The organism is Ruegeria sp. HKCCD7296 (assembly GCF_013110775.1).
Lineage (GTDB): Bacteria > Pseudomonadota > Alphaproteobacteria > Rhodobacterales > Rhodobacteraceae > Ruegeria.
On sequence record NZ_WVRF01000008.1, the window covers coordinates 22,178 to 49,156 of the forward strand.

Consider the following 26,979-nt stretch of genomic DNA (forward strand, 5'->3'; position numbering starts at 1 on the left):
GCGCAGGGCAGTTTCAGCCCTGCAGCGACTTTACCTCTACATCCCCTTCGGCCTGCGCCTTGATCGCAAGCGCAGCGGCGTTCGCTCCGGCGGCGGTGGTGAAATAAGGGATCTTGTCATATAGCGCGATGGACCGGATGGCCTTGCTGTCTTCGACCGCCTGCGCGCCTTCGGTGGTGTTCATCACCAACTGCACCTGACCGTCTTTCAGCATGTCCACAACGTCCGGGCGGCCTTCGTAGACCTTGTTCACAACGTCACAGGCAACGCCTTGCTCGTCCAGCCAGCTTTGGGTGCCACGCGTGGCCACCAGGGTAAAGCCCTGATCCACCAGAACCTGCGCCGCTTCCTGCATGGCGTAGCCCTTGTCGGCATCCTTGATTGAAATGAACGCACGGCCCGACGACGGCAGCACCATCCCCGCGCCCATCTGCGCCTTCAGGAAAGCGCGCGGGAAGTCGCGGTCCCAGCCCATGACTTCACCGGTCGAACGCATTTCCGGGCCCAAAATGGTGTCTACGCCAGGGAAGCGAGCGAAGGGCATCACAGCCTCTTTCACCGAGAACCACGGCATATCCGGGTCGGCCAGCGTCATCTGGTCGGCGATCTTGGTGTCCTGACCTTCCTTGTAGGCAGGGCGCATCGGGAAGTTGGCCAGTTTCTCACCTGCCATGACGCGCGCTGCGATCGAGGCAATCGCGCTGTCGGTCGCCTTGGCGACAAATGGCACGGTGCGTGAAGCGCGCGGGTTCACTTCGATCAGATAGATCTCATCGTCTTTGATCGCGAACTGCACATTCATCAGACCAACAACGTTCAACGCTTTGGCCAGCTTGAACGCCTGATCCTTGATCTGGTCGATAATCTCTTTGGACAGCGAATAGGGCGGCAGTGAACAGGCGGAGTCACCCGAGTGAACGCCTGCCTCTTCGATGTGCTGCATGATGCCGGCGACGTGGACGTCAGTACCGTCGCACAGCGCGTCGACATCCAGCTCCACCGCGCCAGCCAGATAACTGTCGAGCAGAACGGGGCTGTCACCCGAAACCACTACGGCCTCGTTGATGTACCGTTTCAGCTGATCCATATCGCGGACGATTTCCATCGCTCGGCCACCCAAGACATAAGAGGGGCGAATGACCAGTGGGAAGCCGATTTCTTCAGCGATATCGAGCGCTTGTTCGTCAGTCGCCGCGATGCCGTTCTTGGGCTGCTTCAGGCCCAGTTCGTTGACCAGCGCCTGGAACCGTTCGCGGTCTTCGGCCAGGTCGATGGCGTCCGGGGTGGTGCCAAGAATCGGAATACCTTCAGCCTCAAGCGCGTTCGCCAGTTTTAGCGGGGTTTGACCACCGAACTGAACGATCACACCGTGCAGCGTGCCGTTTTCCTGCTCTTTGGTCAGGATTTCCATGACGTGCTCAAACGTCAGAGGCTCGAAATACAGACGGTCCGAGGTGTCATAGTCGGTCGAGACCGTCTCGGGGTTGCAGTTGACCATGATGGTTTCATAGCCCGCCTCGGTCAGCGCGAAACAGGCGTGACAACAGCAATAATCGAACTCGATACCCTGACCGATACGGTTCGGGCCGCCGCCGAGAATGACGACCTTTTTACGGTCGCTCGGGCGAGCTTCGCATTCGACCTCGCCCATCATCGGGGCCTCATAGGTCGAGTACATGTAAGGCGTCTGAGCTTCGAATTCGGCGGCGCAGGTGTCGATGCGTTTGAACACGGCGTTGACGCCCAGATTGCGGCGGGCGCGGCGGACGTTGTCTTCGTCACGGCCGGTCAGATTGCCCAAACGGGCATCGGTGAAGCCCAGCATTTTCAGCTTGCGGATACCGTCTTCGGTGACGGGCAGGCCGTCCCTGCGAACCTGACGCTCGGCGTCAATGATCTCGCGGATGCGGGCCAAGAACCAGGGGTCGAACTTGGTCACACCGAAAATCTCGTCGTCAGTCAGACCATGACGCATCGCTTGTGCAATGGTGCGCAGACGGTCTGGCGTTTGCTGGCTGATCGCCTTGATCACAGCGGCTTTGTCGTCGGCTTCCTCCCACACGCCCACGTTCAGGCCGGGGATTTCGATCTCGTCAAAGCCTGTCAGGCCTGATTCCATCGAAGCCAGCGCCTTTTGCATCGATTCGTGGATGGTGCGACCGATGGACATCGCTTCACCCACCGATTTCATGGCGGTGGTCAGGTAGGGCTCGGACCCCGGGAACTTCTCGAACGCGAATTTCGGGATCTTGGTAACGACATAGTCGATTGTCGGCTCGAACGACGCTGGCGTAACCTTGGTGATGTCATTGTCCAACTCGTCCAGAGTATATCCGACGGCCAGCTTCGCGGCGATCTTGGCAATCGGGAAACCGGTTGCCTTGGACGCCAGCGCCGAAGAGCGTGACACGCGCGGGTTCATCTCGATTACGACCATGCGGCCGTCATCAGGGTTGATCGCCCATTGCACGTTCGACCCGCCGGTCTCGACCCCAATCTCGCGCAGAACGGCGATCGAGCCGTTGCGCATGATCTGGTATTCCTTGTCGGTCAGCGTCAGGGCAGGGGCCACGGTGATCGAGTCACCGGTATGCACACCCATCGGATCGACGTTTTCGATGGAGCAAACGATGATGGCGTTGTCAGCGGTGTCGCGCACCACCTCCATCTCATACTCTTTCCAGCCCAGTAGGCTTTCATCGACAAGAATTTGGTTCACCGGCGAGGCGTCCATGCCCGAACGGCAGAAATGGATGTAATCCTCGCGGTTATAGGCCACACCGCCACCTGTGCCGCCCAAGGTAAAGGCAGGGCGGATGATCGCGGGCAAGCCGATCTCTTCCAGCTCGTCCAGCGCCATTTGCACACCTGCCTCCAGATCGGCAGAACCGTCTTCTTTCTTAGGTGCGGTCACGATCGTCGCTTTGGGGTTCTCAAGACCCAGCCGGTCCATTGCCTCGCGGAACAGTTTGCGGTCTTCGGCCATTTCGATGGCGTCACGCTTGGCGCCGATCATCTCGACACCAAACTTGTCCAGCACACCCATCTCTTCCAGTGCGAGCGATGTGTTCAGGCCGGTCTGACCACCCATGGTGGGCAGCAGAGCATCAGGGCGTTCCTTTTCGATGATCTTAGCGACAACTTCGGGGGTGATCGGTTCGATATAGGTGGCATCTGCCAGACCGGGATCGGTCATGATCGTCGCAGGGTTCGAATTCACCAGAATGACCCGGTAGCCTTCCTCGCGCAGGGCTTTACACGCCTGAGCGCCGGAGTAGTCGAATTCGCAGGCCTGGCCGATAACAATGGGGCCCGCCCCGATGATCATGATCGACTGGATGTCGGTTCTTCTCGGCATTGGCCTTGTTCCTTCGATTGTCCGCGAGTCAGGGCACCGCCCCAGTGCCCAAATTGTCCTGCGTTATAGGGACCGCGCAAAAAGGTTCAAGGGGTATCGGAAACAGGGGCGAAATTGCCGCTTTCCCCTCTTTCACTTGGCGGAGTATCCTCTATACGGCCCCTTACGGCAATTGAGGATGCAAGTGCGTATTCGTTTCGATCAGGGACCGGCCGGGCGTGGCACCCGGTTTCAGCGCCCGTCTCAGATCATCCGCGCGGATGTGGCGGAAGAGGTGCCCCAGGCTCTGGCGGCGCTGGATGAGGCGCGCGTGAACGGTGCCTGGGTGGCGGGCTATGCGAGCTATGAGCTTGGTTACGCGTTGGAACCCCGGCTGCTGAACCTGTTGCCCAAGGACCGCCGTCTGCCTTTGCTGTGCTTTGGGGTGTACGACGCGCCGGATCGCGCAGCGTTGCCAATGTCCAGCGGCGAGGTCAGCGACTTTCAACCGCGCTGGGATGAGGCGCGCTATACTCAGGCATTCCGCGCCGTGCACGATGCTATCGGCGCAGGCGATATCTATCAGGCCAACCTGACCTTTCCCATTGACCTGACGGTTTCAGGCGAAAGTGAATCGCTTTATGCGGCGCTGGTCGCCGGGCAACCGGTGGGGCATGGCGCGCTGGTGCAGCAGGACGGGTTGCCGGATCTGCTCAGCCGGTCGCCCGAACTGTTCTTCCGCACGGACGAAGGTGGCAAGATTGAAACCCGTCCGATGAAGGGCACACAGCCGCGCAGCGATGACCTGGAAGAAGACGCACTGCGTCGGGCCTTTCTGACCTCGGATGAAAAGAACCGTGCCGAGAATCTGATGATCGTTGATCTGCTGCGCAACGATATCAGCCGCGTGGCGCTTCCCGGATCGGTGCATGTGCCCGAGCTGTTCAAGGTCGAGACCTACGCCACTGTGCACCAGATGGTCTCTCTGGTGCGTGCTCAGTTGCACAAATACGTGGGGCTGGGTGAGATTCTGACAGCGTTGTTCCCGTGCGGATCGATTACAGGCGCCCCCAAGATACGCGCGATGGAAATTCTGGCCGAGCTGGAACCCTGGCCGCGAGACATCTATTGTGGCACCATTGGATGGGCCGCGCCGGATGGCCGGTCCGAGTTCAACGTGGCTATCCGCACCCTGATGCTTGAGGATGATCGCGCCACGCTGAATGTGGGTGGTGGCCTCGTTTGGGACAGTACTGCCCCTTCAGAATACGAGGAGGCGCTATGGAAAGCCCGCTTTGCCCGGCAAATGAGCCTGATTTCCGCCTGATCGAAACCCTGGCCTTCCGGCCAGACGAGGGATTCGTGCGGCAGGGCCGCCATCTGGCTCGTATGGCCCGCACGGCACGGGTCTTTGGGTTTCCTTTTGACTTGGAAGAAGCCGTAGCCGCGCTGACCGCCGCAAAAGGCGAAACCGCGCTGCGCTGCCGATTGACGCTGGACTCTGCTGGTGCGTTTGACTTGACCATTGGTGCCTTGGCTGAGAATCCACCGGTTTGGCGCGTGGCCGTATCCGAGAACCGTTTGGCGTCCAACGACCTTTGGTTGCGGCACAAGACCACCCACCGTGCGCTTTACGACTCGGCACGGGCGGCTCTGCCGGCAGGTATAGATGAGTTGCTGTTCCTGAACGAACTAGGCGAGCTGTGCGAGGGGACGATCACGAACCTGTTTGCCAAGATGCCCGATGGTCGGTTCCAGACACCTACGCTGTCCTGCGGGCTGTTGCCGGGCATTTTGCGCGAAGAACTGCTGGATAAAGAAACAGTGACCGAGGCCGTGCTGACCTTGACCGACCTGAAAAACGCGCAAACTGTTTATGTAGGCAATTCATTGCGCGGGCTGATCCGGGTGGAGCTGATAGACACGTGACTAAAGACAGCACGATGATCGGACCGCCGGTTGCGCTGCCGCGGCTGAGGCTGGAATTTGGCCTTTTCTATATCGGACTGCCACTGTTGATTGCCGTACTCTTTCCGCCTAACTGGATGTTTCCGGCGCTGTTCGCGCTGACCGGGCTGGGCATCGTTTTGCTGCATCAGACACCTGGCTTTCACTGGGCCGAACTGCGTTATGAATGGGCCAATTGGTCTTTGCGCGAGGTGTTGCTGTTCACCGTAGTAGTGACGGTTTTCTGCGTAGGGCTAATCCAGATGACGCGCCCGGACGCCGCGTTTTTCTTGGCAATCCATCGGCCTGATATGCTGGCCTTCATCTGGGTTGGCTATCCGCTTTTGTCGGCTTTGCCGCAAGAGCTGTTGTTCCGCCCTCTGTTCTTTCGCCGGTACCACGCGATCCTGCCAAAGGGGCGCGCGGCCTATCTGCTGAATGCGGCGATATTCTCGTTCGCGCATCTTATGTATTGGAGCTGGATTGTTGCCTTCATGACCTTAGCGGGCGGGCTTCTGTTTACATGGGCTTACCGGCAGCGCGGCTCATTCTTCTACGCAGTTCTGCTGCACGCGATTGCGGGCAATATCATCTTTGCGGTTGGGCTGGGTGTCTATTTCTACTCGGGCAACGTGCAAAGGCCGTTTTGACGAGGCGACCCGCCTTGACTTTCCGGGCCTGACAGGGTGTATCGGCGCGACGAATTCTGCGCCCGAAGGGATATGATCCATGCACGCCTATCGCAGCCACACCTGCGCCGCTCTGACCGCCGCAAATGTCGGTGAAACTGTCCGCCTGTCCGGATGGGTGCATCGGGTTCGAGATCACGGCGGCGTGCTGTTCATCGACCTGCGCGACCATTTCGGGGTAACTCAGGTTCTGTGCGACGGCGACAGCGCGGCCTTTGCCGAGCTGGAGAAGGTCCGGTCCGAGTGGTGTATTCGCATTGATGGCACCGTCAAGGCGCGCGATGTCGAATTGGTGAACCCGAAACTGCCGACCGGTGAGATCGAGGTTTACGTGCGAGAGCTAGAGGTTCTGGGTGCGGCCGACGAACTGCCGCTGATGGTGTTTGGCGATCAGGAATACCCCGAGGAAACGCGCCTGCGCTATCGCTATCTGGACCTGCGCCGCGAGGCGATGCAGCGCAACATGACCCTGCGTTCGGATGTTGTGGCATCCATGCGTAAACGTATGTGGGATCAGGGCTTCCGCGAGTATCAGACGCCGATCATCACTGCATCCTCGCCCGAAGGCGCGCGTGACTTTCTGGTACCGTCGCGTCTGCATCCCGGCAAATTCTACGCCCTGCCGCAGGCCCCGCAGCAGTTCAAACAGCTGATCATGGTGTCGGGTTTCGACAAGTATTTCCAGATCGCGCCCTGCTTCCGTGACGAAGACCCGCGCGCAGACCGCTCGCCCACCGATTTCTACCAGCTGGATCTTGAGATGTCCTTTGTCGAGCAGCAGGATGTGTTCGACACGATCCAGCCCGTTCTGACCGGCGTGTTTGAAGAGTTCGGAGGCGGCCGCAAAGTCGATCAGGAGTGGCCGCAGATTTCCTACAAGGACGCAGCGCTGTGGTACGGCACCGACAAGCCCGACCTGCGGAACCCCATTAAAATGCAAGTGGTCTCGGACCACTTCCGCGGGTCTGGTTTTGCAATCTTCGCAAAACTGTTGGAGCAGGACGGCACCGAAATCCGCGCCATCCCCGCTCCGACCGGCGGCAGCCGTAAATTCTGTGACCGCATGAACGCGTTCGCCCAGAAAGAGGGTCTGCCGGGGATGGGGTATATCTTCTGGCGCGATCAGGGCGAAGGCATGGAAGCCGCTGGTCCTCTGGCCAAGAACATCGGCCCCGAGCGTACAGAAGCGATCCGTCAGCAACTGGGTTTAGGCGTGGGCGATGCCGCGTTCTTCCTGGGTGGCAAGCCGAAAGCCTTCGAAAAGGTCGCTGGCAAAGCGCGCGATGTGATCGGTGAAGAACTGAACCTGACCGAGAAAGACCGCTTTGCTTTTGCCTGGATCGTGGATTTCCCGATCTACGAGCAGGACGAAGAAACCGGCGCGATCGATTTTGAACATAACCCGTTCTCGATGCCGCAGGGTGGCATGGATGCGCTGAATGGTGATCCTCTGGACGTGCGCGGATACCAGTACGATCTGGCCTGTAACGGGTACGAGCTGGTGTCCGGCGCGATCCGGAACCACAAGCCTGAAATCATGCTGAAAGCCTTTGAACTGGCGGGGTACGGCGAGGATGAGGTCAAATCCCGCTTCGGCGCTCTGTTCAACGCTTTCCACTACGGCGCACCGCCGCACGGTGGCTGTGCTGCGGGCATTGACCGGATTGTCATGCTGTTGGCGGACGAAGCCAATATCCGCGAAGTCATGATGTTCCCGATGAACCAGCGTGCCGAAGATCTGATGATGGATGCGCCCTCTGATCCTACTTCGGATCAGTTGATGGAGCTTGGTCTACGCATTATCCCTCAGGACTAAGAAAAATCGCCCGCATCAAGCGGGCGGTTTTCGTTTGGCGATTGGAAACGTTCCGTCTGTTAGTCCAGTGGGTTTTCCAGATGATCTCGGTTGACCCGAATACTGCGGGCAGCATGACGTGTCTGAAGATATGCCCAAAGGCACACGAGCGTTGCGGTTATGAAGTAGGCCGTCACCATTTTCAGATCGCCTCTCGCTGTTCCAGGCGAGACTGAACCATCCCAGCGACTTGCGCCGCCTGTACGGTAAAGGGCGCGCCGTTTGCGCGGGACCAAGCAAGTTTACGCGCAGCTTCTGCCAGAGGGTTATCCCCGGCTTCCCGTGCGACGCCCTGCAGGAATTGGGCGGCATAATCCAGAGTGTGATGGTCGTTGGGTCCTGTCAGAACATCGGCGATATGGGCCATGTCGTCCTGATAGGCCATTGGATCAGGTTCGATAACCTCATCCCGGATCGCATGTAAGCCGCTTGGTCGCCGGTCTTCGGGTAGGCGTTCCAGAATGGATTTCTGAAAATAAGCCATTGATTTGATCGGCTTGGACAAAAACCCGTCTGCTCCGGCGGCCAGAGCGCTACTTTCGTAGGTATCGTTGCCTGACAGGCCCATAATGACACCGATACGGGGTGTTGCTTCGGCCAGCTCAGAAATTAGGTCGGCCCCGCACCCATCTGGAAGGCCCATATCGATAAGTATGACCGAGGGGCGATAGATCTGAAGGTGTCGTCGGGCCGATTTCAAACAATCCGCGCGGCGAATGCGTGCACCGCTGTGCAGGCACATCAGGCGGATCGCGTCGCAAGCGTAGCGGCTGTCTTCAACAACCAAAATGGTCTGACCCAGCAAAGGCCGCGTTGCGGTGGGCGTGACGGTGGTGGTGGCAAGTAGGCCCGAATCGTCCATGGCAGCTCTCCTATCCAGCAGATGCTTCACGCTAGGAACTTCTGGCTAACACGACGTTAACGCGCGATTTGGCGCACTTGTCCTTTCACGAAACAGCCCCCATAACCCATGAAAAGCAGGACATAGGAGTGAGACATGATTGGACGCCTGAACCACGTCGCCATCGCCGTACCGGATCTTGAGGCGGCGTCCGAGCAATACCGCAATGCACTGGGCGCCAAGGTCGGCGCACCGCAAGATGAGCCGGATCACGGTGTCACGGTTGTGTTTATCGAATTGCCCAATACCAAGATCGAGCTGCTTTACCCGCTGGGTGATGACAGCCCGATAAACGGGTTTCTGGAAAAGAACCCTGCCGGCGGCATCCATCATGTGTGTTACGAGGTCGAAGACATTATCGCAGCGCGCGACCACCTGAAAGAAACAGGTGCCCGTGTTCTGGGATCAGGCGAGCCCAAGATCGGTGCGCATGGCAAGCCCGTGCTGTTCCTGCATCCCAAGGATTTCAACGGCTGCCTCGTCGAGCTGGAGCAGGTGTAACACCCCAAACCCCGGAGGGTTTGAAATGACCATTACTGCCGCACTTGTACTTTTCGCAGTCATCTGGTTTCTGACGCTGCTGATCGTTCTGCCCGTTCGCATAAAAACACAAGGCGATCTGGGTGATATTGTCCCTGGCACCCATGCTGGCGCGCCGGAAGTGCACCACATGAAGAAAAAGATGTGGATCACAACCGGCATTTCCGTGGTTTTGTGGGCCATCATTGCGGGTATTATTTTATCGGGATTGATCTCGGTCCGGGATTTCGACTGGTTGAACCAGCTAGAGCCCCGCTGACCCAATGTCAGGCCCTTGGGCCTGACACCGCGTGATAAATGTGGGTGAACGTGGCTGCACCTATAATTGGAATCACCAGATTGACCAGCGGTACGGACAGTGGAATTGCCATCAAGGTGCCTGCCACCCAGATGGTTGTTGCATGTTTGGCACGTAGCTTGCGCGCTCCGTCGCGCCCGACCCTGCGAATAGCGGCCAGCGTGAAATACTCTCGACCCAGCAGGAACCCGTTCATCGCCCAGAAGATAAAGGGCGCGAGCGGTGTGAAAATTGCATAGAGGATCAGCGCCAGCAGGTTGGCGACAATGAGCACGCCAAGAAAGCTGAGACCGTCAAGTACCGCCTCCGACACCGGAATACGCCGTGCGGGCTGCAGGGATGGAAAATGCTTGTCCTCGACCGCCTGTGCCACCTCATCCAGAAAAATCGAGGTGATCGCCGAGGCCACAGGTACCATCAGGAAAACCGGCAGAATCAGGACCAATACGATGCCGGAATAATTCAAAACGTCGTTCAGCCAGGGCACAGCGCCGATGAAGGGCAGGGAAATTTCATTTCCGGACAACCAGTTGATCAACCAGATCGCCCCAGCGCAGGCGGCAATCAGGAGCAGGATCGTCAAACCAACGCCGCGCAGCAGAACACCCCGGAACTTCGGATCGCCGATCTGTCCGAGTGCGTTGAAAAAGGCATTCAGGATGATCATTCGGTGATCCATTCCGTCAAAGCAGCCACGTCGGGTCGGGGACGTTCGGGCGGTACCGATCCTTCGGTCGCGATATGGATCAGCCCGGCCACACGTTCATTCTCGGCAAGTCCAAAGGCTTCAGCGCAGAAGTCGCGGTCATGCGTTTGCCAGCCAGACAGCCAGTTTGCGCCCCAACCTGCCGCCAGCGCAGCATTCAGCAGGGCCAGACAGACTGCGCCAGCCGAATAGGTTTGCTCAATAGCGGGGATTTTTTCGGACGGTTTTTGCACTTCAATCACGGCCACCGCCAAGTGCCCCATATCAAACTGGCTGCGTGCCTTGGCGATGTCTTCGCTGCTTTTGCCCAGCTTTTGACCACACGCCTCGGTCATTGCCGCCAGGCGTGACATGGCACCTTTTTCCAAAACGACAAAGCGCCAGGGCTCAAGTTTGCCATGATCGGGGCTGCGCGCGGCGGCGGTCAGCAGAGGCAGCAGTTCGTCCCGTGTCGGGGCCGGTGCAATCAGTGTTTTGGCGGGCCGGGACCGGCGCGCCTGTAAAAACTCCAGAGCGGCGGGGTTCTTCAGGGACATATGTTAACCTTCTTTACATCACGACGTTGTATGTTGGTCGGCAACTCGCCTGTTTCAAGGGTGCGCCGATGCGTTGCGTGGATCATTTTCATTCTGGTGCCCGTCATGCAAGACTTTGAAGAAAAAGGGATGACAATGGCGAAATCCAACCTGCGTGACTTGCCTGATCTCAAGTCGCTCGCACAGGCCGGGGCAACATTGAACGTGAAGGTGACGCCCAAGGCAGCGCGGGATCGGGTGATCAGCGAAGATGATCAGATCAGGGTATTCGTGACCGCTGCGCCCGAGCACGGCAAAGCCAACCAGGCGGTTCTGCAGTTGCTTGCCAGCTGTCTTGGCGCTGCGCCTTCAACGTTGAGACTGCAACAGGGGCAGACCGCGCGCAATAAGGTCTTTGTCTATGACCCCTGAGGTCCGGTTTCGCGAATCTGATAAACGCCTTCGGGCAAGTCCAGCGCGGCAGCTAGGTCACGTACCTGTTCCGGTGACAGCGTGATCTTTTGAACCTGTTCGGTGCGTGGATCCAGCTGCTCCAGCGTGACACATTCAGCGAAATTGTTGATCACGACATCTTCCTGCAAAGGTTTCTCACCTTCGTCCACAAGCGTAATGACCGTCGAGTCGAATTCATGCTCAATCGAAAACATGTGACCACAGTGCAAGCCACCGGGATGCAATGCAAGCCGTTCCTTCCGCTGTGGGCTGTGGCATCGGCTGAAGGGGCATACTATGTTGAAATGACGGCCCGAATGGCCCAAAGGAAACACCATGCGCAGATGCTTTGTTTTACTGTTGTCCCTGCTGCTTGCGGCCTGTGCGCAGGATACACTGCGTGTGCAAACATCCGAAGATTGGCTGAGGGACGAGCCTGGTTCCCGTGCCGAGGTTCAGACCTTTCAGCAGGTCAGTCAGGCCATCGGCGCCGAGGCGCGTAATCAATGCCTAAAGCAACCCGGACGAAAGAATTGCGAGTTCAGGATATTTGTTGATCTTAACCCGCGCGCGCAGGCCAACGCGTTCCAAACACTCGATGAGAATGGGCAGCCGGTAATCATCTTCACTCAGTCTATGATCCGATCCGCGCAAAACGCCGATGAACTTGCCTTTGTTATGGGCCACGAAGCGGCCCATCACGTGCTGGGGCATATCGCCCGGCAAAGCGAAAACGCCAGCGCCAGCGCCGCGGAGTTTGGCAGGCGCGAGCAATTGCGCGGCGGCGATGCAGCGGCCATAGAAGCGGCGCAAAAGCAGGGGGCCAAGGTCGGCATTCAGGCTTACGTGAAGGATTTCGAGCTAGAGGCAGACCAGTTGGGTACGATCATAACCTATAATGCTGGGTATAATCCTCTGATTGGGGCAAAGTTCTTTGAACGAATTCCAGATCCCGGCGACACGTTCCTAGGAACCCACCCGCCAAATGCACAGCGTGTTCAGATTGTGATCGAAACCGCGGCAAAGCTGGGCCTGACACAATGACCGATCTTGTGCGTTTGGGGATGATCTTGACAGACCGAGGCTCGAAATATGCGGTTTCAGGGGCGCCCGTGGCATCTCGGGCTGAAATCGATGCCGTGCTGGATGACCTGAAGTCGGACAAAAGCTATGCCAAGGCAACCCACAACACCTGGGCGGCAACTCTGCCGACCGGTGCGCTCAAGGCAGATGATGGGGAAAGCGGGGCTGGAATGGTGATCCTGCGTATGATCGAACGGGCAGGCCTGCAGAACCACGTGATCATCGTCACGCGGTGGTATGGCGGCAAGAAGCTGGGCGGGGATCGATTTCGCCGGGTTCAGGATGCCACCCGGGCCTATCTGGATCACATCGGCGTCCAATCTTGACCTGTGTCAATGTTTCAAGGTGCAATTCTACTACCCTTTTTGGCAAAGCGCGAAAGGGAAAGGAAAACACCATGCCCACTCGAAACACCTTGAGGCTGCACGCCGGTTTGGTGGACGATATGGCCAGAATGCTGGACATCGACCTTGAAGAAGCGGCCATTGGCGGTTCGGTTTCCGTGGATCAGATTTCCGAAGCAGTCCTAAGATGCACCGACTGCCCAAACCCGCAACACTGCCGGTCTCTGTTGAGCCAGGCCACAACCGCGCGGCGGGCGCCCGAATACTGCCGAAACCAGGAATTGCTCCATAAACTCATGCCTTAACCCGGAGGTCATGCCATGTCACGTCTGGGCAACATCATGACTCATTTGCGGCTTGTGCTGCGGATGGGGCAAGCCACCGGCACAGACCTGGTCGGGGCTTATCGCAAGGGCCATCTGAACCACGAAGAATGGGCTGAGATCGTACAACAATGCCGTGGCTGTGCTTGGGCGCATGATTGCCCAGAGTGGCTGGAGCAGCGGGACCAAGTCGATCAAGCGCCTAGTACCTGCCCTAACCGGGACCGATTCGCTGCACTGAAAGCGCAGCAATTGGAGGACGCATGATGGCACAGGTTCCCTTGGGTGAGATTGAAAAGCACTTTTGGCTGACGCGATCTGTCTCGCGATGCATGGGCATTTCACTGACCGAGGCAATGGCGGACGGTCGCCTGACGCCAGAAGGTTATTCGGAACTTGTCACAAGGTGCCGGGCTTCAAATTGCGAGGGCCAATGTGCATTGTGGCTGGCCGAGCAGCAGATGCTGGCCAACAGCGCCCCGGATTTTTGTGCAAATGCCAACACCTTGAATGGTTTGAAAACCTGATCACAGCTTACTGTGGCTGCCGTCGCACAAAGGTCGTTTCGCGCTGTGTTTGCAGCCGCAAAAGAAGACCTTTTTACTGGTATCCGCCGTATATTTCACGGGTTCAAACGCACTGCCCTTGTGGGATCCATCACAAAACGGTTGTCGAGAAGACTTTCCACATGAGCACCAAAAATAGGTCTTCCCTTCGACAACCTCGACCGGAATCGGCGATTTCTGGGCAATGCTTGGGGCGTCTGACATGTGGCTTCTCCGTCTTTGGCTGATGTTGTGACACACTTTAGAGCAGTGCAGTCAAAAAGGTAGGTTCGACCCAGTAAATTGCTTTTCCTAAAGGCAAAACTGGCATGGAATCGCCCTGACTCACAAAGTCGTGATCGATTCAGTTGCCAGATCGAGGTTCTACCCGTATTCTGAATACGGCCCCGAAAAGTTGGGCAATATCAGAAAAGTAATAGAGGATTGACGGACATGAAACTGAAACTCGCTGCCGTTGGCGCATTTGCTCTGATCCTGACTGCCTGCGCGCAGCAGGAAGAACCGACACCTGTATACGTCCAGCCCAGCTATGACAAAGCCGGCACCCCCAGCTGCCCAGGTGGGTATGAGCTGGCGACAACCGAAGCAGGCCAGACTGTCTGTAACCCGGTTACTCAATAAGCTATTCGCAGGCGGTCCAAGACCGGGCCGCCTGCACCATTTTGCATTTGCCGCCGCCTTTCATGGCGGCTTTTTCTTGCCTGTATCTACCGATATGCCTGTTGGCGCGCGTTTCGCGGTGGGTCAGTACTTCTTGAAACGGTAGGGGTATTTGAACCGATGCGGTTTTAATTTGTGCCGCTTGATCGACGTGTAGGGAATATGCCCGAACACGCGCCGCTTTGGTGTGTAGTTGCCAAGGGTTGGTCGTGATCTTTTGCGATGAACCTTGGGGCGTACCTTGGCTTTTGGGGCCAGGTAATACCGCTTGATCTTGATTTGACCGTGTTTGTGCAAGCTTGGTTGCTTGCCGCCTGCCGCGATGAAGCTCATTGATCCGACATAAATGGCCTGCGCATAACCGGGCGTCGCCAAAAACTGCGTAGCCAACAGAAAAACCACGCTGTTTAAGCTAAGTCTAAAGGCAGAAGACATGAAAACCTCCGTATTTGGCTTTCCGTCTAAGATCGGGCGTGGCGGCGTATTAGGCCAATAAACTCACTTCACGCTTTGCCCATGTGGCGTGTGACTACTGAGGTTTCAGGGGTTACACAGGTTTCCCCCACAAATCGTATTCCCCGGCTTCGTCCACTTCGACTGTGACAATGTCCCCTGGTTTGAGGTCTTCGAAACCTTCGTCAATGAACAAGTTTCCGTCGATCTCTGGTGCGTCTGCTTTAGTGCGGCAGGTCGCGGCCTCGCCATCGACGTCGTCCACGATCACCTGCAGCGTCTGCCCGACTTTGGCGGCTAGTTTGGCCTCGGATATCGCCTGAGCCTTTTCCATGAAACGATCCCAGCGCTCTTGCTTGATATCTGCCGGGACGTGATCGGGCAGGTCGTTCGACCGCGCGCCCTCAACATTTTCATACTGAAAGCAGCCGACGCGATCCAGTTGCGCTTCGTCCATCCAGTCCAGCAGAGTTTGGAATTCAGCTTCGGTCTCACCCGGATAACCGACAATAAAGGTCGACCGCAGGGTGATGTCCGGGCAAATCTCGCGCCAGGCCCGGATTTCGTCCAGCGTTTTGGCTGCGGCGGCCGGGCGGGCCATACGTTTCAAAACGTCTGGGTGAGCGTGCTGGAAGGGAATATCCAGATAGGGCAGCACATTGCAGCCTGCATCCGCCATCAGTGGGATCAACTCGCGCACATGCGGGTAGGGGTAAACATAATGCAGGCGCACCCACGCCTCCAACTGTCCCAACTCCCGCGCCAGATCGGTGATATGGCTGCGCAAATCGCGGTCTTTCCACGGGTTCACATCATATTTCCGGTCCAGCCCATAGGCCGATGTGTCCTGCGAGATCACCAGCAGCTCGCGCACACCGTTATCGACCAGCTTCTCCGCCTCGCGCATAACCGCATGGGCCGGGCGGCTGGCCAGTTTCCCGCGCATATCTGGGATGATGCAGAACTTGCATTTATGGTTACAGCCTTCCGAGATCTTCAGATAGCTGTAGTGGCGCGGGGTCAATTGCACGCTGCTGGCTGGAAGTAGATCGACAAAAGGATCGGGCGCGGGTGGTACCGCAACATGCACCGCATCCAATACTTGTTCGTATTGATGCGGTCCGGTGACGGCCATAATGCGGGGATGATGTTCCCGGATGTAATCCGGTTCTGCCCCCAGGCATCCTGTGACGATGACTTTACCGTTTTCGACCAGGGCCTCTCCGATCGCGTCCAGCGATTCTGCCTTGGCGCTGTCCAGAAATCCGCAGGTGTTCACAATGACGGCATCAGCCCCGGCATAATCGGGTGAAATGCCGTATCCTTCGGCGCGAAGCCGGGTCAGGATGCGTTCGCTGTCCACCAATGCCTTGGGGCAACCCAGCGACACCATGCCGATGGTCGGCTGGTCGGAACGGGGTGTCTCGGTGATCCGGGCGGCGGGCGCCAGGTCGGGGCGGAGGTTTGGCGGGTTCGTTGTCATGGCGCGGCATATAGTGGGGAACGCTTCCCCCTGCAAATGTGACGTGTGATTTGAATGATCACGGCAATGATAAGCCAAAAGGCGGAGAGCAGATTATGAAATGGCTGATGCGCATCCTTTTTGTTGTGGTCGCAGTTCTGGGCCTGGTCATCGGCGCGCTTTTGCTGATGCCGGGTGACAAACTGGGTGCGATTCTGGCCGAGCAGGTGAAGGCGCAAACCGGGCGCGACCTGACGCTGAGCGGCGACGTGCGTCTGTCCTTTTGGCCTGTGCTGGGGATGGAAACAGGTCCGGTACAGTTCGGCAACGCAAGCTGGGCAGAGTCCGGGCCGATGCTGAGCGCCGACAGTCTTGCCGTTGGCGTGGACGCCGCCGCGTTGTGGAACGGCGATCTGCGAATCAAACGTGTTTTTGCAGACAATCCCGTGTTGCGTCTGGAAACATCTGAAGGCCAGGTGAATTGGGAGTTTGGCACCTCTGCACCTGCTTCGACCACAAATAAGACCGAGTCCGCCGGGACCAACGAGGCGACAGGTGAGGTTACTTTGGATCAGCTAGAGCTGACCAACGCGCGGCTAATTTACGTTGAGAACGGCGCCACCCAGATGGATTTTTCTGGTGTGACACTGGCCGCAAGCTGGCCCGAGGTCACATCTCCCATGATCATGCAAGCCACAATGGCCGTGCCTGGCGGAGCCGTTGAAGTAGACTTGAAAATCCCGGACCTGCCTGCCTTTTCCGATGGCGACGTTACGGCGCTGGAACTGTCTTTGACTGCGCCGGGGGGCGAGATCGGGTTTGACGGGCGCGTCAATCTGGCTGGTGAAATGGACGGAACCACCAAAGTTGTGGCCCTGGACAGCGAAAGGATGTTTGCCGCATTTGGGCAGGCCGGTGTGTATATTCCACCGGGGCTGGGCCGAAAGGCCAACATCGTTGCGCACATGACCTATACGCAAGATGGGCGGATTTCTTTGCGGGATATGACCGCACAGCTGGATAACAACCGTTTCAAAAGCGAGGCGGACATCGCCATCTCGGATCCACCAAAGATCGTGGCGCGACTCGTTACAGGTGATTTTGATCTTTCGCGGATTTCTGAATCTGAACCCACCAAGGGCGGCACGTCTAAGTCGAGTGCACCTGAAGTGGACGGGTGGTCGCAAGAGCCTATTGATGCATCCGTTCTGGCGCTGGCGAACGGTAAGATCCGTCTGACTGCAAACTCGATCGCAGTTCCGGGAATGACTTTTGGCAAAAGTGATCTGACCCTGTCTTTGGACCGATCACGCGCAGTTCTGGAAATGCATCCGGCCACATTGTTTGCAGGTCAGTTGAACGGCCAGGTGGTTGCCAACAATCGCAATGGCTTGTCCGTAGGCGGCAATATCACGGCCAGCGGGATTGATCTGAAACAGGCGCTGACCACGCTTGCCGGGGTTGAACGCCTGTCCGGCTCGGCTGCGGGCAGTCTGGAGTTTCTGGGCGTTGGCCAGTCTGAGGATCAAATCATGCGCTCTCTCAGCGGTAAGGGGAATCTGGATGTCGGGTCAGGGGTGATTTCCGGATTCGATCTGGATCGGCTTATGGGGCGAGGAACCGGATCGGGCGGAACAACAGTTTTCAACAGCCTGACGGGCAGCTTCACAATGGATCAGGGTGTTCTGACGAACAATGACCTGCTGATGTCGCTGAAGAACTATCGCGCTGATGGGGCGGGCCAAGTTGGGCTCGGCGCGCGGGATATTGATTACCTTTTCACGCCCGTAGCGCTTCGGGCCAATTCCGGACAGGGTATCTCGGTGCCGGTTCGTATTGTTGGTCCGTGGAGCAACCCGTCGATCAAGCCGGACCTGACCAAGGTCATCGAGGCGGCGGCAGATGTGAAGGTCAAGGAACTGGAAGACGATGCCAAGCAGAAGGTATTTGAGAAGGTTGGGAGTGAGTTGGATACAACCATCACCGACAGCAATCAAATCGAAGATGCGCTTAAGAAGAAGCTTGAAGACGAGGCGAAGAAAGGTCTGCTCAAGCTGCTTGGCGGAGATTGAGCTTGCTTGGCTTGGAGCACGATGATGCTCCAAGCCGATACATTCAGATGGTCTGGTCGTAATCACCAACACCCGGCTCGGTTCGGATGACGGCATCGATATCGGCAAAGATCGCGCGCATCTCAGCTTCGCTTTCGCTGCTTTCGCAAACAACCACCAGATTGGGGGTGTTGGACGATGCCCGCACCAACCCCCAACTGCCGTTGTCCAGAATAACGCGCGCGCCGTTGACTGTAACAACCTCCTTGATAGCGCGGCCCGCAAAGGTTTCGCTCGCTTCGCCTTTGGCAACCAGCTTGTCGACCAAGCGCTGAAGGATATCGTATTTCTCGGTGTCAGAGGCATAAGGTGACATGGTCGGGGTTGACCAGGTTTTTGGCAGCGCTTTGCGCAGGTCCGACATGCTTTGATCCGGGTTGCGGTCCATTAGCTTGCAGATCTCGACCGCCACGCGCATACCGCAGTCATAGCCACGCCCAACGGGCTCGGCCAGAAAGTAGTGGCCGGACTTTTCGAACCCGGCCAATGCGCCAATTTCTTTAACGCGTCGTTTCATGTGGCTGTGGCCGGTTTTCCAGTAATCCGCTTTGACATCCAAAGCCTTCAATTCGGGGTCACTGGCAAACAAGCCGGTGGATTTCACATCCGCGACAAAAGTCGATCCCGGATACAGCTTGGCCAGATCGCGGGCCATGATCACGCCCACCTTGTCTGCGAAAATCTCTTCACCCTCGTCATCGACGACACCGCAACGGTCGCCGTCCCCGTCAAACCCAAGCGCCAGATCGGCACCGCTGGATTTCACCGTGGCGGACATGTCGTGCAACATCTCCATCGCTTCGGGGTTCGGGTTGTAATGAGGGAAGGTATAGTCCAGCCGGTTGTGGCTGGGTACGACCTCGACCCCGATCCGCTCGAAAATCTCAGGCGCAAAGGCCGAGGCGGTGCCATTACCAGTGGCACAGACCACCTTCAGCGGGCGGGACATTTTGAAATCACCGACGAGGTCATCGATGTAAGCTTCCTTCACGCCTTCGACGAATTCGTATGATCCACCTTCGTGCTGTTGGCCTTCACCGTTCAGCACGATATCGCGCAGTTCCGACATTTCGTCCGGGCCATGGGTCAGAGGGCGATCAAAACCCATTTTCACACCGGTCCAGCCGTTTGGGTTGTGGCTGGCCGTGACCATCGCAACGGCAGGCACATCAAGATGAAACTGCGCGAAATAAGCCATCGGGCTGAGCGCGGGGCCAATATCCTTAACGCGGATACCGGCCTGCATCAGGCCAAGGATCAAAGCATTTTTGATCGCCAACGAATAATCGCGATAGTCGTTGCCAACGGCGATCACGGGCTCAATGCCGCGCCTGCGTATCTGGGTGCCCAGCCCTAAGCCCAGTGCAGTCATGCCGGGCAAGTTGATCTCTTCGGGGTATTTCCAGCGGGCATCATATTCGCGAAACCCGGTGGGTTTGATCATCGCGTCGCGCAGAAAGCTCCAGGTGTTGGGTGTCACCTCGGGGAGGGGTTTGGTCATAACAGGTCTCAATCGTTAAATCTGAATAGGATTCGCTTTGGCCAGCGCATCAAAACGCATCAATGTGTCAATAAGTTGGGGCATTTGGTCCAATGGGATCATGTTTGGGCCGTCAGACGGCGCTGTGTCAGGTTCTTGATGCGTTTCAATAAAAACTGCGCCAATTCCCAATGAAACAGCCGCCCGGGCCATCACGGGCGCGAACTCGCGCTGTCCGCCGGACGAACCGCCTTTTCCACCGGGTTGCTGGACCGAATGGGTCGCATCCATGACAACCGGATAGCCGGTTTTTGCCATTTGGGGCAGGCCGCGCATGTCTGCGACCAAGGTGTTGTATCCAAACGACGTGCCACGCTCGGTCAGCAGAATGTTCTGGTTTCCCGTGCTTTCGACCTTGTCGACGATATTCGTCATCTCCCAAGGGGCCAGGAATTGACCTTTCTTGACATTGACGGCCCTGCCGGTTTCACCAGCGGCCAGCAGCATGTCTGTCTGACGGCACAGGAAGGCTGGGATTTGCAGGACGTCCACCGCCTCGGCGGCGATAGCGCATTGTGCTTCGGTGTGAACATCTGTCAGGACCGGGATGCCCATCGTTTTGCGAATGTCATCCAGAACCTGCAGGCCCGCATCGATTCCCATGCCACGCTTGCCTGACAGTGACGTCCGGTTCGCTTTGTCATAAGACGCCTTGAACACATATTGCGCCCCAGCCGCATCACAGGCTTCTTTCATCTTGCCCGCAATCATTTGCGCGTGGTCTGCCGTTTCAAGCTGGCAGGGGCCTGCGATGATGGTCAGCGGAAGGTCATTGCCGACTGTCAGGTCGGAGATTTTTACATGTTTCATGGGTCTTATGAGGATACCTGTTCACGAAGGACCGACGCGGTAAGCGAGATCATCAGGTAGATACCAGCAAATAACAGGAATGCCAAAATCGTATTTTCGAACTTGCGCGGATAGGTGGGTTCCTGACTGGGAATAGGGTTCACCGAAACGGTCAGGTACCGAACTTGCCGGTTGGCTTCGGATCGGGTCGATTCCATTTGCTGCATTGCCGTTTGCAGCATCATGTCACGGGCGGCCAGATCAGCCTGGGCGATCTGTATGCGCACGCTCAGCCTTGCCAGCGAGTTTTCGCCGGCTGAGGCATCCAGCATTTCGGCATTCAGGTCTTCCAGCACTTTTTCCAACCGGGCGATATCGGCCTCAACCCCGTCAACTTTGGCTTTGTTTGGTCGAAGGTTGTCCAGCAGGGCGGCAAGCTCAAGCTCTTTGTCTTGAACCAATATTTCGATTTCGGTAATTCGGCTTCTCAGGCTGGCGATCACGTTTTCTGGGTCCAGAACCGCGCCCTGAAGCTGAAGCTCAATCAGTTCTTCCTGCGCTTGTTTGCGCGCCTCCTGCGCGGACTCAAAGCTTTGGATGGCGTCGCGCATCTGGTCTTCGCGCTTTTTCCCAGACAGCGCGTTCACCCGGTTTTCCGCATAGGAGATCAAACGTTCCGAAAACTCGGTAGAGGTTTGTGGATCCGGGGCGGCGACTTCCATCCGGATGACCCCTTCTGTTGGGTCATAGCCGATGGTGATCATACGTTTGAACAGTTTGTATGCGTCTTCCAACGAGGCATCGGGCGCCAGTCTCTGGATCGGGTCGATCCAATCTTGTTTGAAGACATCAGAAAATCCTGCGTCCTGATCCAGCAGCAGCAGCGCCTCTTTCGATTCAAGGAAAGACTGTACCGAAATCGAATCCTGTGTTGTGGCAAACTGGGTTCCCGCCAACAAGCCGCCGACGCTGCCTGGCCCGCCATCGGCCTGTAGGATCAAAAACTCGGAATCGCTGGCGTACATCGGAGTAGCGATGCGGTAGAAATAGAAGCCCACGACAAAGGTCGGCAGAAAAACAAAAACGGCCAGACGCGCAAATAAGGCAAACAGCTTGCGCCGACGTCTGCGGGCAATGTCTTTCTGTATTTCCCCAATCTCAAGGTTGCGGCGTTCAGTGGGGCTGAGCTCGGGTCCGGGTAGGTTGGATTTTTCCGCGCCTACGGCCTGCGGCAGTTTTATACTGACCTTGTCTTTGGCGTTCTTGTTCTCGTTCTGAGCAGAGGGCTTGGCCGCAGCAAGATCCAGAAGATTTGTGCGTTGGAAAGGGTCGATGCCTTTCTGACGCAGCAGGCGCACGGCATCGTAATCCGAGGTCGCAGCCAGCCCATGTTTCTGCGCCAGCCTGCGCGCGATGCGCAATTGTCGGCCAGTCAGGCCCTCACGTTTGATGTCGTCCAGCTGCGCGCCCGGCTGGGCTTCATCTACAGAAGGCTGGCCTTGCGTTGCATTGCGAATGCGCGAGATCGCATCGGCCCGCGCCTCAGCCGAACCTTCGCTTGGCCGGTTGCGGTGCCCGCTATACTTTCTAACCTTGGGATTCGTAGTCATATAGCTGCTTAGCCTCTTCCAAGGATTCAAACATGTACAATTGACCGTTCAGCAAAACGGCGGCTTGCTGGGCAAACTTTTCCAACACAGACGAGCTGTGCGAAACGATGACCAGCGTTGTGGTCCTTAGTTTTTCTTTCAGGATTGATCCGGCCTTTTCGTTGAATTCGACATCCGTCGACGCAGGCATCCCTTCGTCGATCAGATACATGTCGAAATCCAGCGCCAGCATCAGTGAAAAGGTGAACCGGGATCGCATCCCGGCAGAATAGGTCGCAAGCGGCTGATCGAAATACTCACCCAACCCGCAGAGCCATTTGCAATAGGCTTCGACATAGTCCGGGTCCATGCCATAGATCTTGGCGATATAGCGCGCGTTCTCCAGCGCGGACAGTTTTCCCGACACACCACCGGTGAACCCCATGGGAAACGACACACGACATTCGCGACGGATCACGCCTTCGTCAGGTTTTTCCAAACCGGCCATCATGTTGATCAGCGTGGTTTTTCCGGTGCCGTTCGGGGCCAGAACGCCCAGCGACGTACCCAGTTCGACCCGGAACGAGACCTGATCCAGAATCACCTTGCGGCGTGTTCCGGTCCAGAAGGACTTGCTGACATTGTCGAATTCTAACATTCGGGGCCTGCTGCTCGTGTTCCGTGGCGTTGCCGTTCTTTGAGACGGCTGCAAAGGGTTATTTTTACCAATCCATGTTGGCTACATTATGTCGAATTATGAAACAAATGATCAATGCATTGCGGTAAAACCTGTGACAACTGCATTGGCGGTGTGGCTGGTGGACCCTATGTTCCCCATCGTGACACTTGGGCCGCAAGAGGTTTTGAATTCCGATGGACAGCCTTGCCGAGGAAATTCGCGCTTGCCGACTGTGTGCTGATAAGTTTGCGCAGACTGAAACAGCCCATGAACCCCGCCCGGTTGTTTGGTTCCGCGTTGGTACGCCCATTTTGATCGCAGGGCAGGCCCCAGGTGCGAAAGTGCACGAGTCGGGGCGGCCCTTTACCGATCCGTCAGGTGACAGGCTTCGGCAATGGTTGGGGATTGATGAGACGATCTTCTATGATCGTGACCGCGTGTCGATTGTACCTATGGCGTTCTGCTTTCCCGGTTACGATGCACGCAGCGCGGACCTTCCGCCGCCCGCCGTGTGCCGAAAGACCTGGCATGATCGGGTGATGAGCGTTTTGGGCCAGGTGCCGCTGACCGTTTTGGTTGGTGGTCATGCGCACAAGTATCACCTTGGTGCGCGAGGTTCGGTCACAAGCACCGTGCAAGGCTGGCAGGACCATGCGCCGCGGGTCTTTGCCTTGCCACATCCGTCCTGGCGCAATACGGCATGGTTGAAGAAAAACCCGTGGTTCGAGACCGAGCTTTTGCCGGTTCTGCGCGCGCGGGTCCAAGAGGTGTTGAATGACTGAAACCACGGCGTTGGACGCAGCACATGCCGCGATGCAGGCGGATCCGCGAAACGATGCCGCCCGGCTACGTTTCTTTGAGCGGCTTGCCGACAGCGAGCTGTTCCTGATGCTGACCGAGGAAGCGAAGGACGAGAATATCTCGCCCGAATTGTTCGACGTAGCGGATGGGCGCTATGTGCTGGCCTTTGACCGAGAGGAACGGTTGGCGCAGTTCGCAGGTCGCCCTGTACCTTACGTGGCGCTTTCAGGGCGGGTGCTTTCCGGGATGCTGGCAGGGCAGGTGATTGGGCTGGGCCTGAACCTGGAAACCGCGCCTTCATCGATGCTGGTGCCGGCAGAGGCATTGGAGTGGCTGGCCGAAACGCTGCAACACGATCCACAAGAGGTCGAGGAAAAGCTGGCTGAATTCATGCCGCCGTCTGGCTTGCCCGATACTTTGCTGACCGCCTTGGATGCCAAACTGGCAACCGCGGGCGGGCTGGCGCGCGCCGCCTATTTGGTTGCAACCAAGTCAGAGGCCGGCGCACAGGGGCATATGTTGGGCTTTGTCGATGCAGTTGACGGGGCCGAGGCCGCGTTGGCCAAGGCCGCGTCCGAGGCGCTGACCTTTTCCGGGATCGAGGCTGGTGCAATGGATGTTGGTTTTTTCGCGGCCAGTGCGCCCACTGCCGCGTTGCTGGCCAAAGTGGGGCTTCGGTTTGATCTGCCTCAGCCGCAGGTGGCTGAGCCGATGCGGGAAGCCCCCGGCAGCAACCCTGACAACCCGCCAATTCTGAAGTAACCGACAAGACGCAAACACGCGGCGCACGTTGCACCGCGTGGTGTTTCGCTTGGAATGCGGTTACTCCGCAGCCGCTTCCAACTTGTCCTGCGTACGGTTTTCGAAATCGCTGGCGTCATGGCGCTCGTGAAGCTGCGTGTGCGGCTCGCCAAAGGCGCGGTTGACCATTCGACCACGCTGAACTGCTGGACGCGCGTCAATCTCTTTGGCCCAACGCATGACGTTCTTGTATGATTCAACATCCAGGAACTCGGCAGCACTGTAGAGGCGACCCAGAACCAGCTGGCCATACCACGGCCAGATCGCCATGTCGGCAATCGTGTACTCGTCTCCAGCGATGAAGGTCTTATCCGCCAATTCCCGATCCAGAACGTCTAGCTGGCGCTTGGTCTCCATCGCGAAACGATTGATCGGGTATTCCCATTTCTCGGGTGCATAGGCGTAGAAATGGCCGAACCCGCCGCCCAGATAGGGCGCGCTGCCCATCTGCCAGAACACCCAATTCATCACTTCGGTCCGCTCAGGGCCGGACGCGGGCAGGAACGCTCCAAATTTTTCGGCCAGATGGAACAGGATCGAGGCGCTTTCGAACACGCGAACAGGCTCTTTGCCCGACCGATCCCAAAGGGCGGGGATTTTTGAGTTCGGGTTGGCATCGACAAAGCCCGAACCAAACTGATCACCCTCACCGATGTTGATCAGCCAGGCGTTGTATTCGGCCCCCTCGTGGCCTAGCGCCAAAAGCTCTTCCAGCATCACAGTGACCTTCACGCCGTTGGGCGTGGCCAGCGAATACAGCTGCAGGGGGTGGCGTCCGACAGGCAGGTCTTTGTCGTGGGTCGCACCGGCAATCGGCCGGTTGATATTGGCGAACTGGCCGCCGCTTTTACTGTCCCAGGTCCAGACCGCTGGGGGGGTGTAGGGGGATTGGTCGCTCATCTCTTGCCTTTCATGCCTATACCATGGCTGTCTTACAGCTAATATTGCAAATCGCCGAGTCCAACCCGGTGCTTCAGGCTTTTTCTGTAACAATCCGCGACCAAACTCTCACGTTTTCCCGTGCGGGGTCACAGGGGCGTTAGGAGGACTACGAACCGCGCGGGAATCGCATATTGTCTTGGCAGACCTGCCATGACGGCTCCACGGACACAGTTGATACGAAAAGGATAGACCACATGAAACACTTTGCATTGACCTTCGCTGCAGCCATGGCCTTGGCGGTACCCGCTTTTGCCGGACCTCAATATGTTGATGGAACCGGTTTTGCGGTTTCGGGCTATGACGTTGTTGCCTATCGCAGCCTGGATCAGGTTTCGATCGGCCAGTCACAGCCAGAAGGTGTGCGCGGAAACGCTGATATAACCGCAGAATACAACGGCGCAACCTGGGCTTTCGCGACTGAAGAAAACCGTGACAAGTTCCTTGAGAACCCGGCCTATTATGCTCCGCAATATGATGGCCACTGCGCTTATGGTGTGTCCAAGGGCGGTAAAGTTCCAGCCAACCCTAACCTGTGGCGCATCGTCGATGACAAGCTTTATCTTAACATCACCGATGTGGTTGTTGGCTTCTGGGAAGAAGATGTGCCGGGCAACATCAACATCGCAGAAGGCAACTGGCCAGGCATCGAATCCTCGGACGCCTCGACCAATGTTATCCCAAAATTCACCTCGGAAGGTCCTGTTACCAACTGATCTGACAACGAGACTTTGAAAAGTTCAAAGCCCGGCTACCTTAGCCGGGCTTTTTGCGATCAACCCGCCAGCCAGAATTGATCCCGGATGTCCTGATCGGCGTCAAACCGGATCTTCACGCTCTTGGCCCCTGGAAATTTGCGTTCACGGATCGTGTCCGGGATCACCACCTCTCCGGCGCCGGTATCCTTGGACTGAAAGCTCAGGATCTCCGCCTCGGTATGTCGCGCACCGCTTAGCACCGTGGTCGGTAGAGCCACCCGATTTGCGCCATGATGCACAGGCGTGGTGACGAAGTAGGTCAAATGCCGACCGTAGCAGCCAACTGCGTCCGGTACATGGTCCGATACGCACGCTTCGGGTATGCCTGGTGTATCATCTTCGCCGTGTCGATGTGACAACACCTGATCGGGACTTAGCATTGCCTTGCAGGCCGAAATTTCTTCCTGCGGAAGTTCAATGATCCGCTTTTTCAAATGGGGACGGCGCGGCTGAGTCGGGCCAGCTTTGCCCCCACCTTTTTTTGCCAAACCCTCTTTCCGCAGAAAGTCATAGGCGGCCTTGGCGCGTGAAAACCCAGAACTGTCCCCTTCCCTGTGATCGGGATGCGAATGAAAGGCGATCTGTCGCCACGCCTCTCGGATTTCGCGGGAACTGGCAGATGGGGGTAATCCCAAATCTGCAAGGGCATCGGTGCGCGCACGCACTTTATCTACAGGTTCCATACTCAAAACACTCATTACAAACTACACGCCCCAAGTGTCGCCCTGGACATAGTTTTGTCAAATTTCGGGGTGGATTTGCTGGGGTGCGGATAACAATTGGGATCTTGAGATTCAATTGTCGCGAAAACTGTGAATTTGGTTATGAGAGTGTGAAACA

Annotated in this window: 31 protein-coding genes; 17 read left to right on the top strand and 14 right to left on the bottom strand. The window is 57.3% G+C overall.

What is annotated here, in order from left to right; genetic code table 11:
* Positions 1–13 precede the first annotated feature (13 nt).
* On the bottom strand, positions 14–3,358 hold the full coding sequence (gene carB / locus GS632_RS12285; protein WP_171176108.1) for a carbamoyl-phosphate synthase large subunit: 3,345 nt from the start codon (positions 3,356–3,358) through the stop codon (positions 14–16).
* A 178-nt stretch (positions 3,359–3,536) separates the two neighbouring features.
* Here carB and GS632_RS12290 point away from each other — a divergent pair, with 178 nt between their 5' ends.
* The 4 genes from GS632_RS12290 (at position 3,537) to aspS (ending at position 7,789) form a co-directional block, all read left to right on the top strand.
* Positions 3,537–4,664, top strand: a complete 1,128-nt coding sequence (locus GS632_RS12290; RefSeq protein ID WP_171235624.1) for an aminodeoxychorismate synthase component I — start codon at positions 3,537–3,539, stop codon at positions 4,662–4,664.
* On the top strand, positions 4,619–5,266 hold the full coding sequence (locus GS632_RS12295) for an aminotransferase class IV family protein (RefSeq protein ID WP_171176097.1): 648 nt from the start codon (positions 4,619–4,621) through the stop codon (positions 5,264–5,266). The genes GS632_RS12290 and GS632_RS12295 overlap by 46 nt, the downstream gene beginning before the upstream one ends.
* Positions 5,263–5,934: a CPBP family intramembrane glutamic endopeptidase gene (locus GS632_RS12300; protein WP_348540087.1), complete on the top strand. Its 672-nt coding sequence runs from the start codon at positions 5,263–5,265 to the stop codon at positions 5,932–5,934. The genes GS632_RS12295 and GS632_RS12300 overlap by 4 nt, the downstream gene beginning before the upstream one ends.
* A gap of 79 nt (positions 5,935–6,013) precedes the next feature.
* Positions 6,014–7,789: an aspartate--tRNA ligase gene (aspS, locus tag GS632_RS12305; RefSeq protein WP_171238540.1), complete on the top strand. Its 1,776-nt coding sequence runs from the start codon at positions 6,014–6,016 to the stop codon at positions 7,787–7,789.
* A gap of 181 nt (positions 7,790–7,970) precedes the next feature.
* Here aspS and GS632_RS12310 read toward each other — a convergent pair whose 3' ends face one another.
* Entirely contained in the window at positions 7,971–8,690 is a 720-nt protein-coding gene (locus GS632_RS12310; protein ID WP_171238541.1) for a response regulator, read from the bottom strand.
* Between the two features lie 135 nt (positions 8,691–8,825).
* On the opposite strand from GS632_RS12310, the gene mce reads away from it, so the two are divergent.
* Both mce and GS632_RS12320 read left to right on the top strand, forming a co-directional pair.
* On the top strand, positions 8,826–9,230 hold the full coding sequence (mce, locus tag GS632_RS12315; protein ID WP_109313240.1) for a methylmalonyl-CoA epimerase: 405 nt from the start codon (positions 8,826–8,828) through the stop codon (positions 9,228–9,230).
* Positions 9,231–9,255: 25 nt separating this feature from the next.
* Complete coding sequence (locus GS632_RS12320; protein WP_171091626.1) at positions 9,256–9,528, top strand: DUF1467 family protein; 273 nt, start codon at positions 9,256–9,258, stop codon at positions 9,526–9,528.
* 7 nt (positions 9,529–9,535) lie between these two features.
* Here the strand turns inward: GS632_RS12320 and GS632_RS12325 are convergent, their stop codons facing one another.
* Together GS632_RS12325 and GS632_RS12330 are read right to left on the bottom strand one after the other, a co-directional pair.
* The gene (locus tag GS632_RS12325) at positions 9,536–10,234 is read right to left on the bottom strand and encodes an EI24 domain-containing protein (RefSeq protein WP_171176090.1); all 699 of its coding nucleotides are present in this window, start codon (positions 10,232–10,234) and stop codon (positions 9,536–9,538) included.
* Complete coding sequence (locus tag GS632_RS12330) at positions 10,231–10,809, bottom strand: nitroreductase family protein (RefSeq protein WP_171238542.1); 579 nt, start codon at positions 10,807–10,809, stop codon at positions 10,231–10,233. The genes GS632_RS12325 and GS632_RS12330 overlap by 4 nt, the downstream gene beginning before the upstream one ends.
* 105 nt (positions 10,810–10,914) lie before the next feature.
* On the opposite strand from GS632_RS12330, the gene GS632_RS12335 reads away from it, so the two are divergent.
* Positions 10,915–11,220, top strand: a complete 306-nt coding sequence (locus tag GS632_RS12335; protein WP_253284466.1) for a DUF167 domain-containing protein — start codon at positions 10,915–10,917, stop codon at positions 11,218–11,220.
* Here GS632_RS12335 and GS632_RS12340 read toward each other — a convergent pair.
* Positions 11,208–11,456 carry a hypothetical protein gene (locus tag GS632_RS12340; RefSeq protein WP_050604775.1) on the bottom strand — a complete coding sequence of 83 codons (249 nt, stop codon included), beginning with the start codon at positions 11,454–11,456 and terminating at the stop codon, positions 11,208–11,210. The genes GS632_RS12335 and GS632_RS12340 overlap by 13 nt on opposite strands.
* A 121-nt stretch (positions 11,457–11,577) precedes the next feature.
* Here GS632_RS12340 and GS632_RS12345 point away from each other — a divergent pair, with 121 nt between their 5' ends.
* From GS632_RS12345 to GS632_RS12365, 5 genes are all read left to right on the top strand, one after another.
* Positions 11,578–12,285, top strand: coding sequence for a M48 family metallopeptidase (locus GS632_RS12345; protein WP_171235630.1), 708 nt, complete (start codon positions 11,578–11,580; stop codon positions 12,283–12,285).
* Positions 12,282–12,650: a YigZ family protein gene (locus GS632_RS12350; RefSeq protein ID WP_171176084.1), complete on the top strand. Its 369-nt coding sequence runs from the start codon at positions 12,282–12,284 to the stop codon at positions 12,648–12,650. The genes GS632_RS12345 and GS632_RS12350 overlap by 4 nt, the downstream gene beginning before the upstream one ends.
* A 71-nt stretch (positions 12,651–12,721) precedes the next feature.
* Positions 12,722–12,973, top strand: a complete 252-nt coding sequence (locus tag GS632_RS12355; protein WP_171176082.1) for a DUF6455 family protein — start codon at positions 12,722–12,724, stop codon at positions 12,971–12,973.
* 15 nt (positions 12,974–12,988) lie between these two features.
* The gene (locus tag GS632_RS12360) at positions 12,989–13,258 is read left to right on the top strand and encodes a DUF6455 family protein (RefSeq protein WP_171238544.1); all 270 of its coding nucleotides are present in this window, start codon (positions 12,989–12,991) and stop codon (positions 13,256–13,258) included.
* Positions 13,258–13,518, top strand: coding sequence for a DUF6455 family protein (locus tag GS632_RS12365; protein ID WP_171235632.1), 261 nt, complete (start codon positions 13,258–13,260; stop codon positions 13,516–13,518). The genes GS632_RS12360 and GS632_RS12365 overlap by 1 nt, the downstream gene beginning before the upstream one ends.
* Here GS632_RS12365 and GS632_RS12370 read toward each other — a convergent pair whose 3' ends face one another.
* Entirely contained in the window at positions 13,519–13,761 is a 243-nt protein-coding gene (locus tag GS632_RS12370) for a CDGSH iron-sulfur domain-containing protein (protein ID WP_171235633.1), read from the bottom strand.
* A gap of 228 nt (positions 13,762–13,989) precedes the next feature.
* Between GS632_RS12370 and GS632_RS12375 the strand changes: the two genes are divergently transcribed.
* Positions 13,990–14,178 (top strand): hypothetical protein, encoded by a 189-nt coding sequence (locus tag GS632_RS12375; RefSeq protein ID WP_170346096.1) that lies wholly within the window; start codon positions 13,990–13,992, stop codon positions 14,176–14,178.
* Positions 14,179–14,301: 123 nt separating this feature from the next.
* Here GS632_RS12375 and GS632_RS12380 read toward each other — a convergent pair whose 3' ends face one another.
* Both GS632_RS12380 and rimO read right to left on the bottom strand, forming a co-directional pair.
* Entirely contained in the window at positions 14,302–14,652 is a 351-nt protein-coding gene (locus GS632_RS12380; RefSeq protein ID WP_171238545.1) for a hypothetical protein, read from the bottom strand.
* A 112-nt stretch (positions 14,653–14,764) separates the two neighbouring features.
* Positions 14,765–16,153: a 30S ribosomal protein S12 methylthiotransferase RimO gene (gene rimO, locus GS632_RS12385; RefSeq protein WP_171238546.1), complete on the bottom strand. Its 1,389-nt coding sequence runs from the start codon at positions 16,151–16,153 to the stop codon at positions 14,765–14,767.
* A 95-nt stretch (positions 16,154–16,248) separates the two neighbouring features.
* Between rimO and GS632_RS12390 the strand changes: the two genes are divergently transcribed.
* A complete protein-coding gene (locus GS632_RS12390; protein ID WP_171722028.1) occupies positions 16,249–18,204 on the top strand; it encodes an AsmA family protein in 1,956 nt (651 codons plus the stop codon).
* A gap of 43 nt (positions 18,205–18,247) precedes the next feature.
* Here the strand turns inward: GS632_RS12390 and GS632_RS12395 are convergent, their stop codons facing one another.
* Genes GS632_RS12395 through GS632_RS12410 form a run of 4 tightly spaced genes read right to left on the bottom strand, consistent with a single transcriptional unit; the run spans position 18,248 to position 22,819 of the window.
* Positions 18,248–19,744: a phosphomannomutase/phosphoglucomutase gene (locus GS632_RS12395; protein ID WP_171722027.1), complete on the bottom strand. Its 1,497-nt coding sequence runs from the start codon at positions 19,742–19,744 to the stop codon at positions 18,248–18,250.
* Positions 19,745–19,759: 15 nt separating this feature from the next.
* Complete coding sequence (gene kdsA, locus GS632_RS12400) at positions 19,760–20,593, bottom strand: 3-deoxy-8-phosphooctulonate synthase (RefSeq protein ID WP_171176058.1); 834 nt, start codon at positions 20,591–20,593, stop codon at positions 19,760–19,762.
* Between the two features lie 5 nt (positions 20,594–20,598).
* The gene (locus GS632_RS12405) at positions 20,599–22,182 is read right to left on the bottom strand and encodes a capsule biosynthesis protein (protein ID WP_171238549.1); all 1,584 of its coding nucleotides are present in this window, start codon (positions 22,180–22,182) and stop codon (positions 20,599–20,601) included.
* Complete coding sequence (locus GS632_RS12410; RefSeq protein WP_171176054.1) at positions 22,160–22,819, bottom strand: ABC transporter ATP-binding protein; 660 nt, start codon at positions 22,817–22,819, stop codon at positions 22,160–22,162. Before GS632_RS12410 ends, GS632_RS12405 begins: the two co-directional genes overlap by 23 nt.
* 215 nt (positions 22,820–23,034) lie before the next feature.
* Between GS632_RS12410 and GS632_RS12415 the strand changes: the two genes are divergently transcribed.
* Complete coding sequence (locus GS632_RS12415; RefSeq protein WP_171176053.1) at positions 23,035–23,622, top strand: uracil-DNA glycosylase family protein; 588 nt, start codon at positions 23,035–23,037, stop codon at positions 23,620–23,622.
* Positions 23,615–24,403, top strand: a complete 789-nt coding sequence (locus GS632_RS12420; protein WP_171176051.1) for an SseB family protein — start codon at positions 23,615–23,617, stop codon at positions 24,401–24,403. The genes GS632_RS12415 and GS632_RS12420 overlap by 8 nt, the downstream gene beginning before the upstream one ends.
* Before the next feature lie 60 nt (positions 24,404–24,463).
* On the opposite strand, the gene yghU is transcribed toward GS632_RS12420, so the two are convergent.
* On the bottom strand, positions 24,464–25,342 hold the full coding sequence (yghU, locus tag GS632_RS12425) for a glutathione-dependent disulfide-bond oxidoreductase (protein WP_171235640.1): 879 nt from the start codon (positions 25,340–25,342) through the stop codon (positions 24,464–24,466).
* Positions 25,343–25,578: 236 nt separating this feature from the next.
* Here yghU and GS632_RS12430 point away from each other — a divergent pair, with 236 nt between their 5' ends.
* A complete protein-coding gene (locus GS632_RS12430) occupies positions 25,579–26,097 on the top strand; it encodes a YHS domain-containing (seleno)protein (RefSeq protein ID WP_171238551.1) in 519 nt (172 codons plus the stop codon).
* 59 nt (positions 26,098–26,156) lie between these two features.
* Here GS632_RS12430 and GS632_RS12435 read toward each other — a convergent pair whose 3' ends face one another.
* A complete protein-coding gene (locus tag GS632_RS12435; protein ID WP_171722026.1) occupies positions 26,157–26,822 on the bottom strand; it encodes a J domain-containing protein in 666 nt (221 codons plus the stop codon).
* Positions 26,823–26,979: the final 157 nt, after the last annotated feature.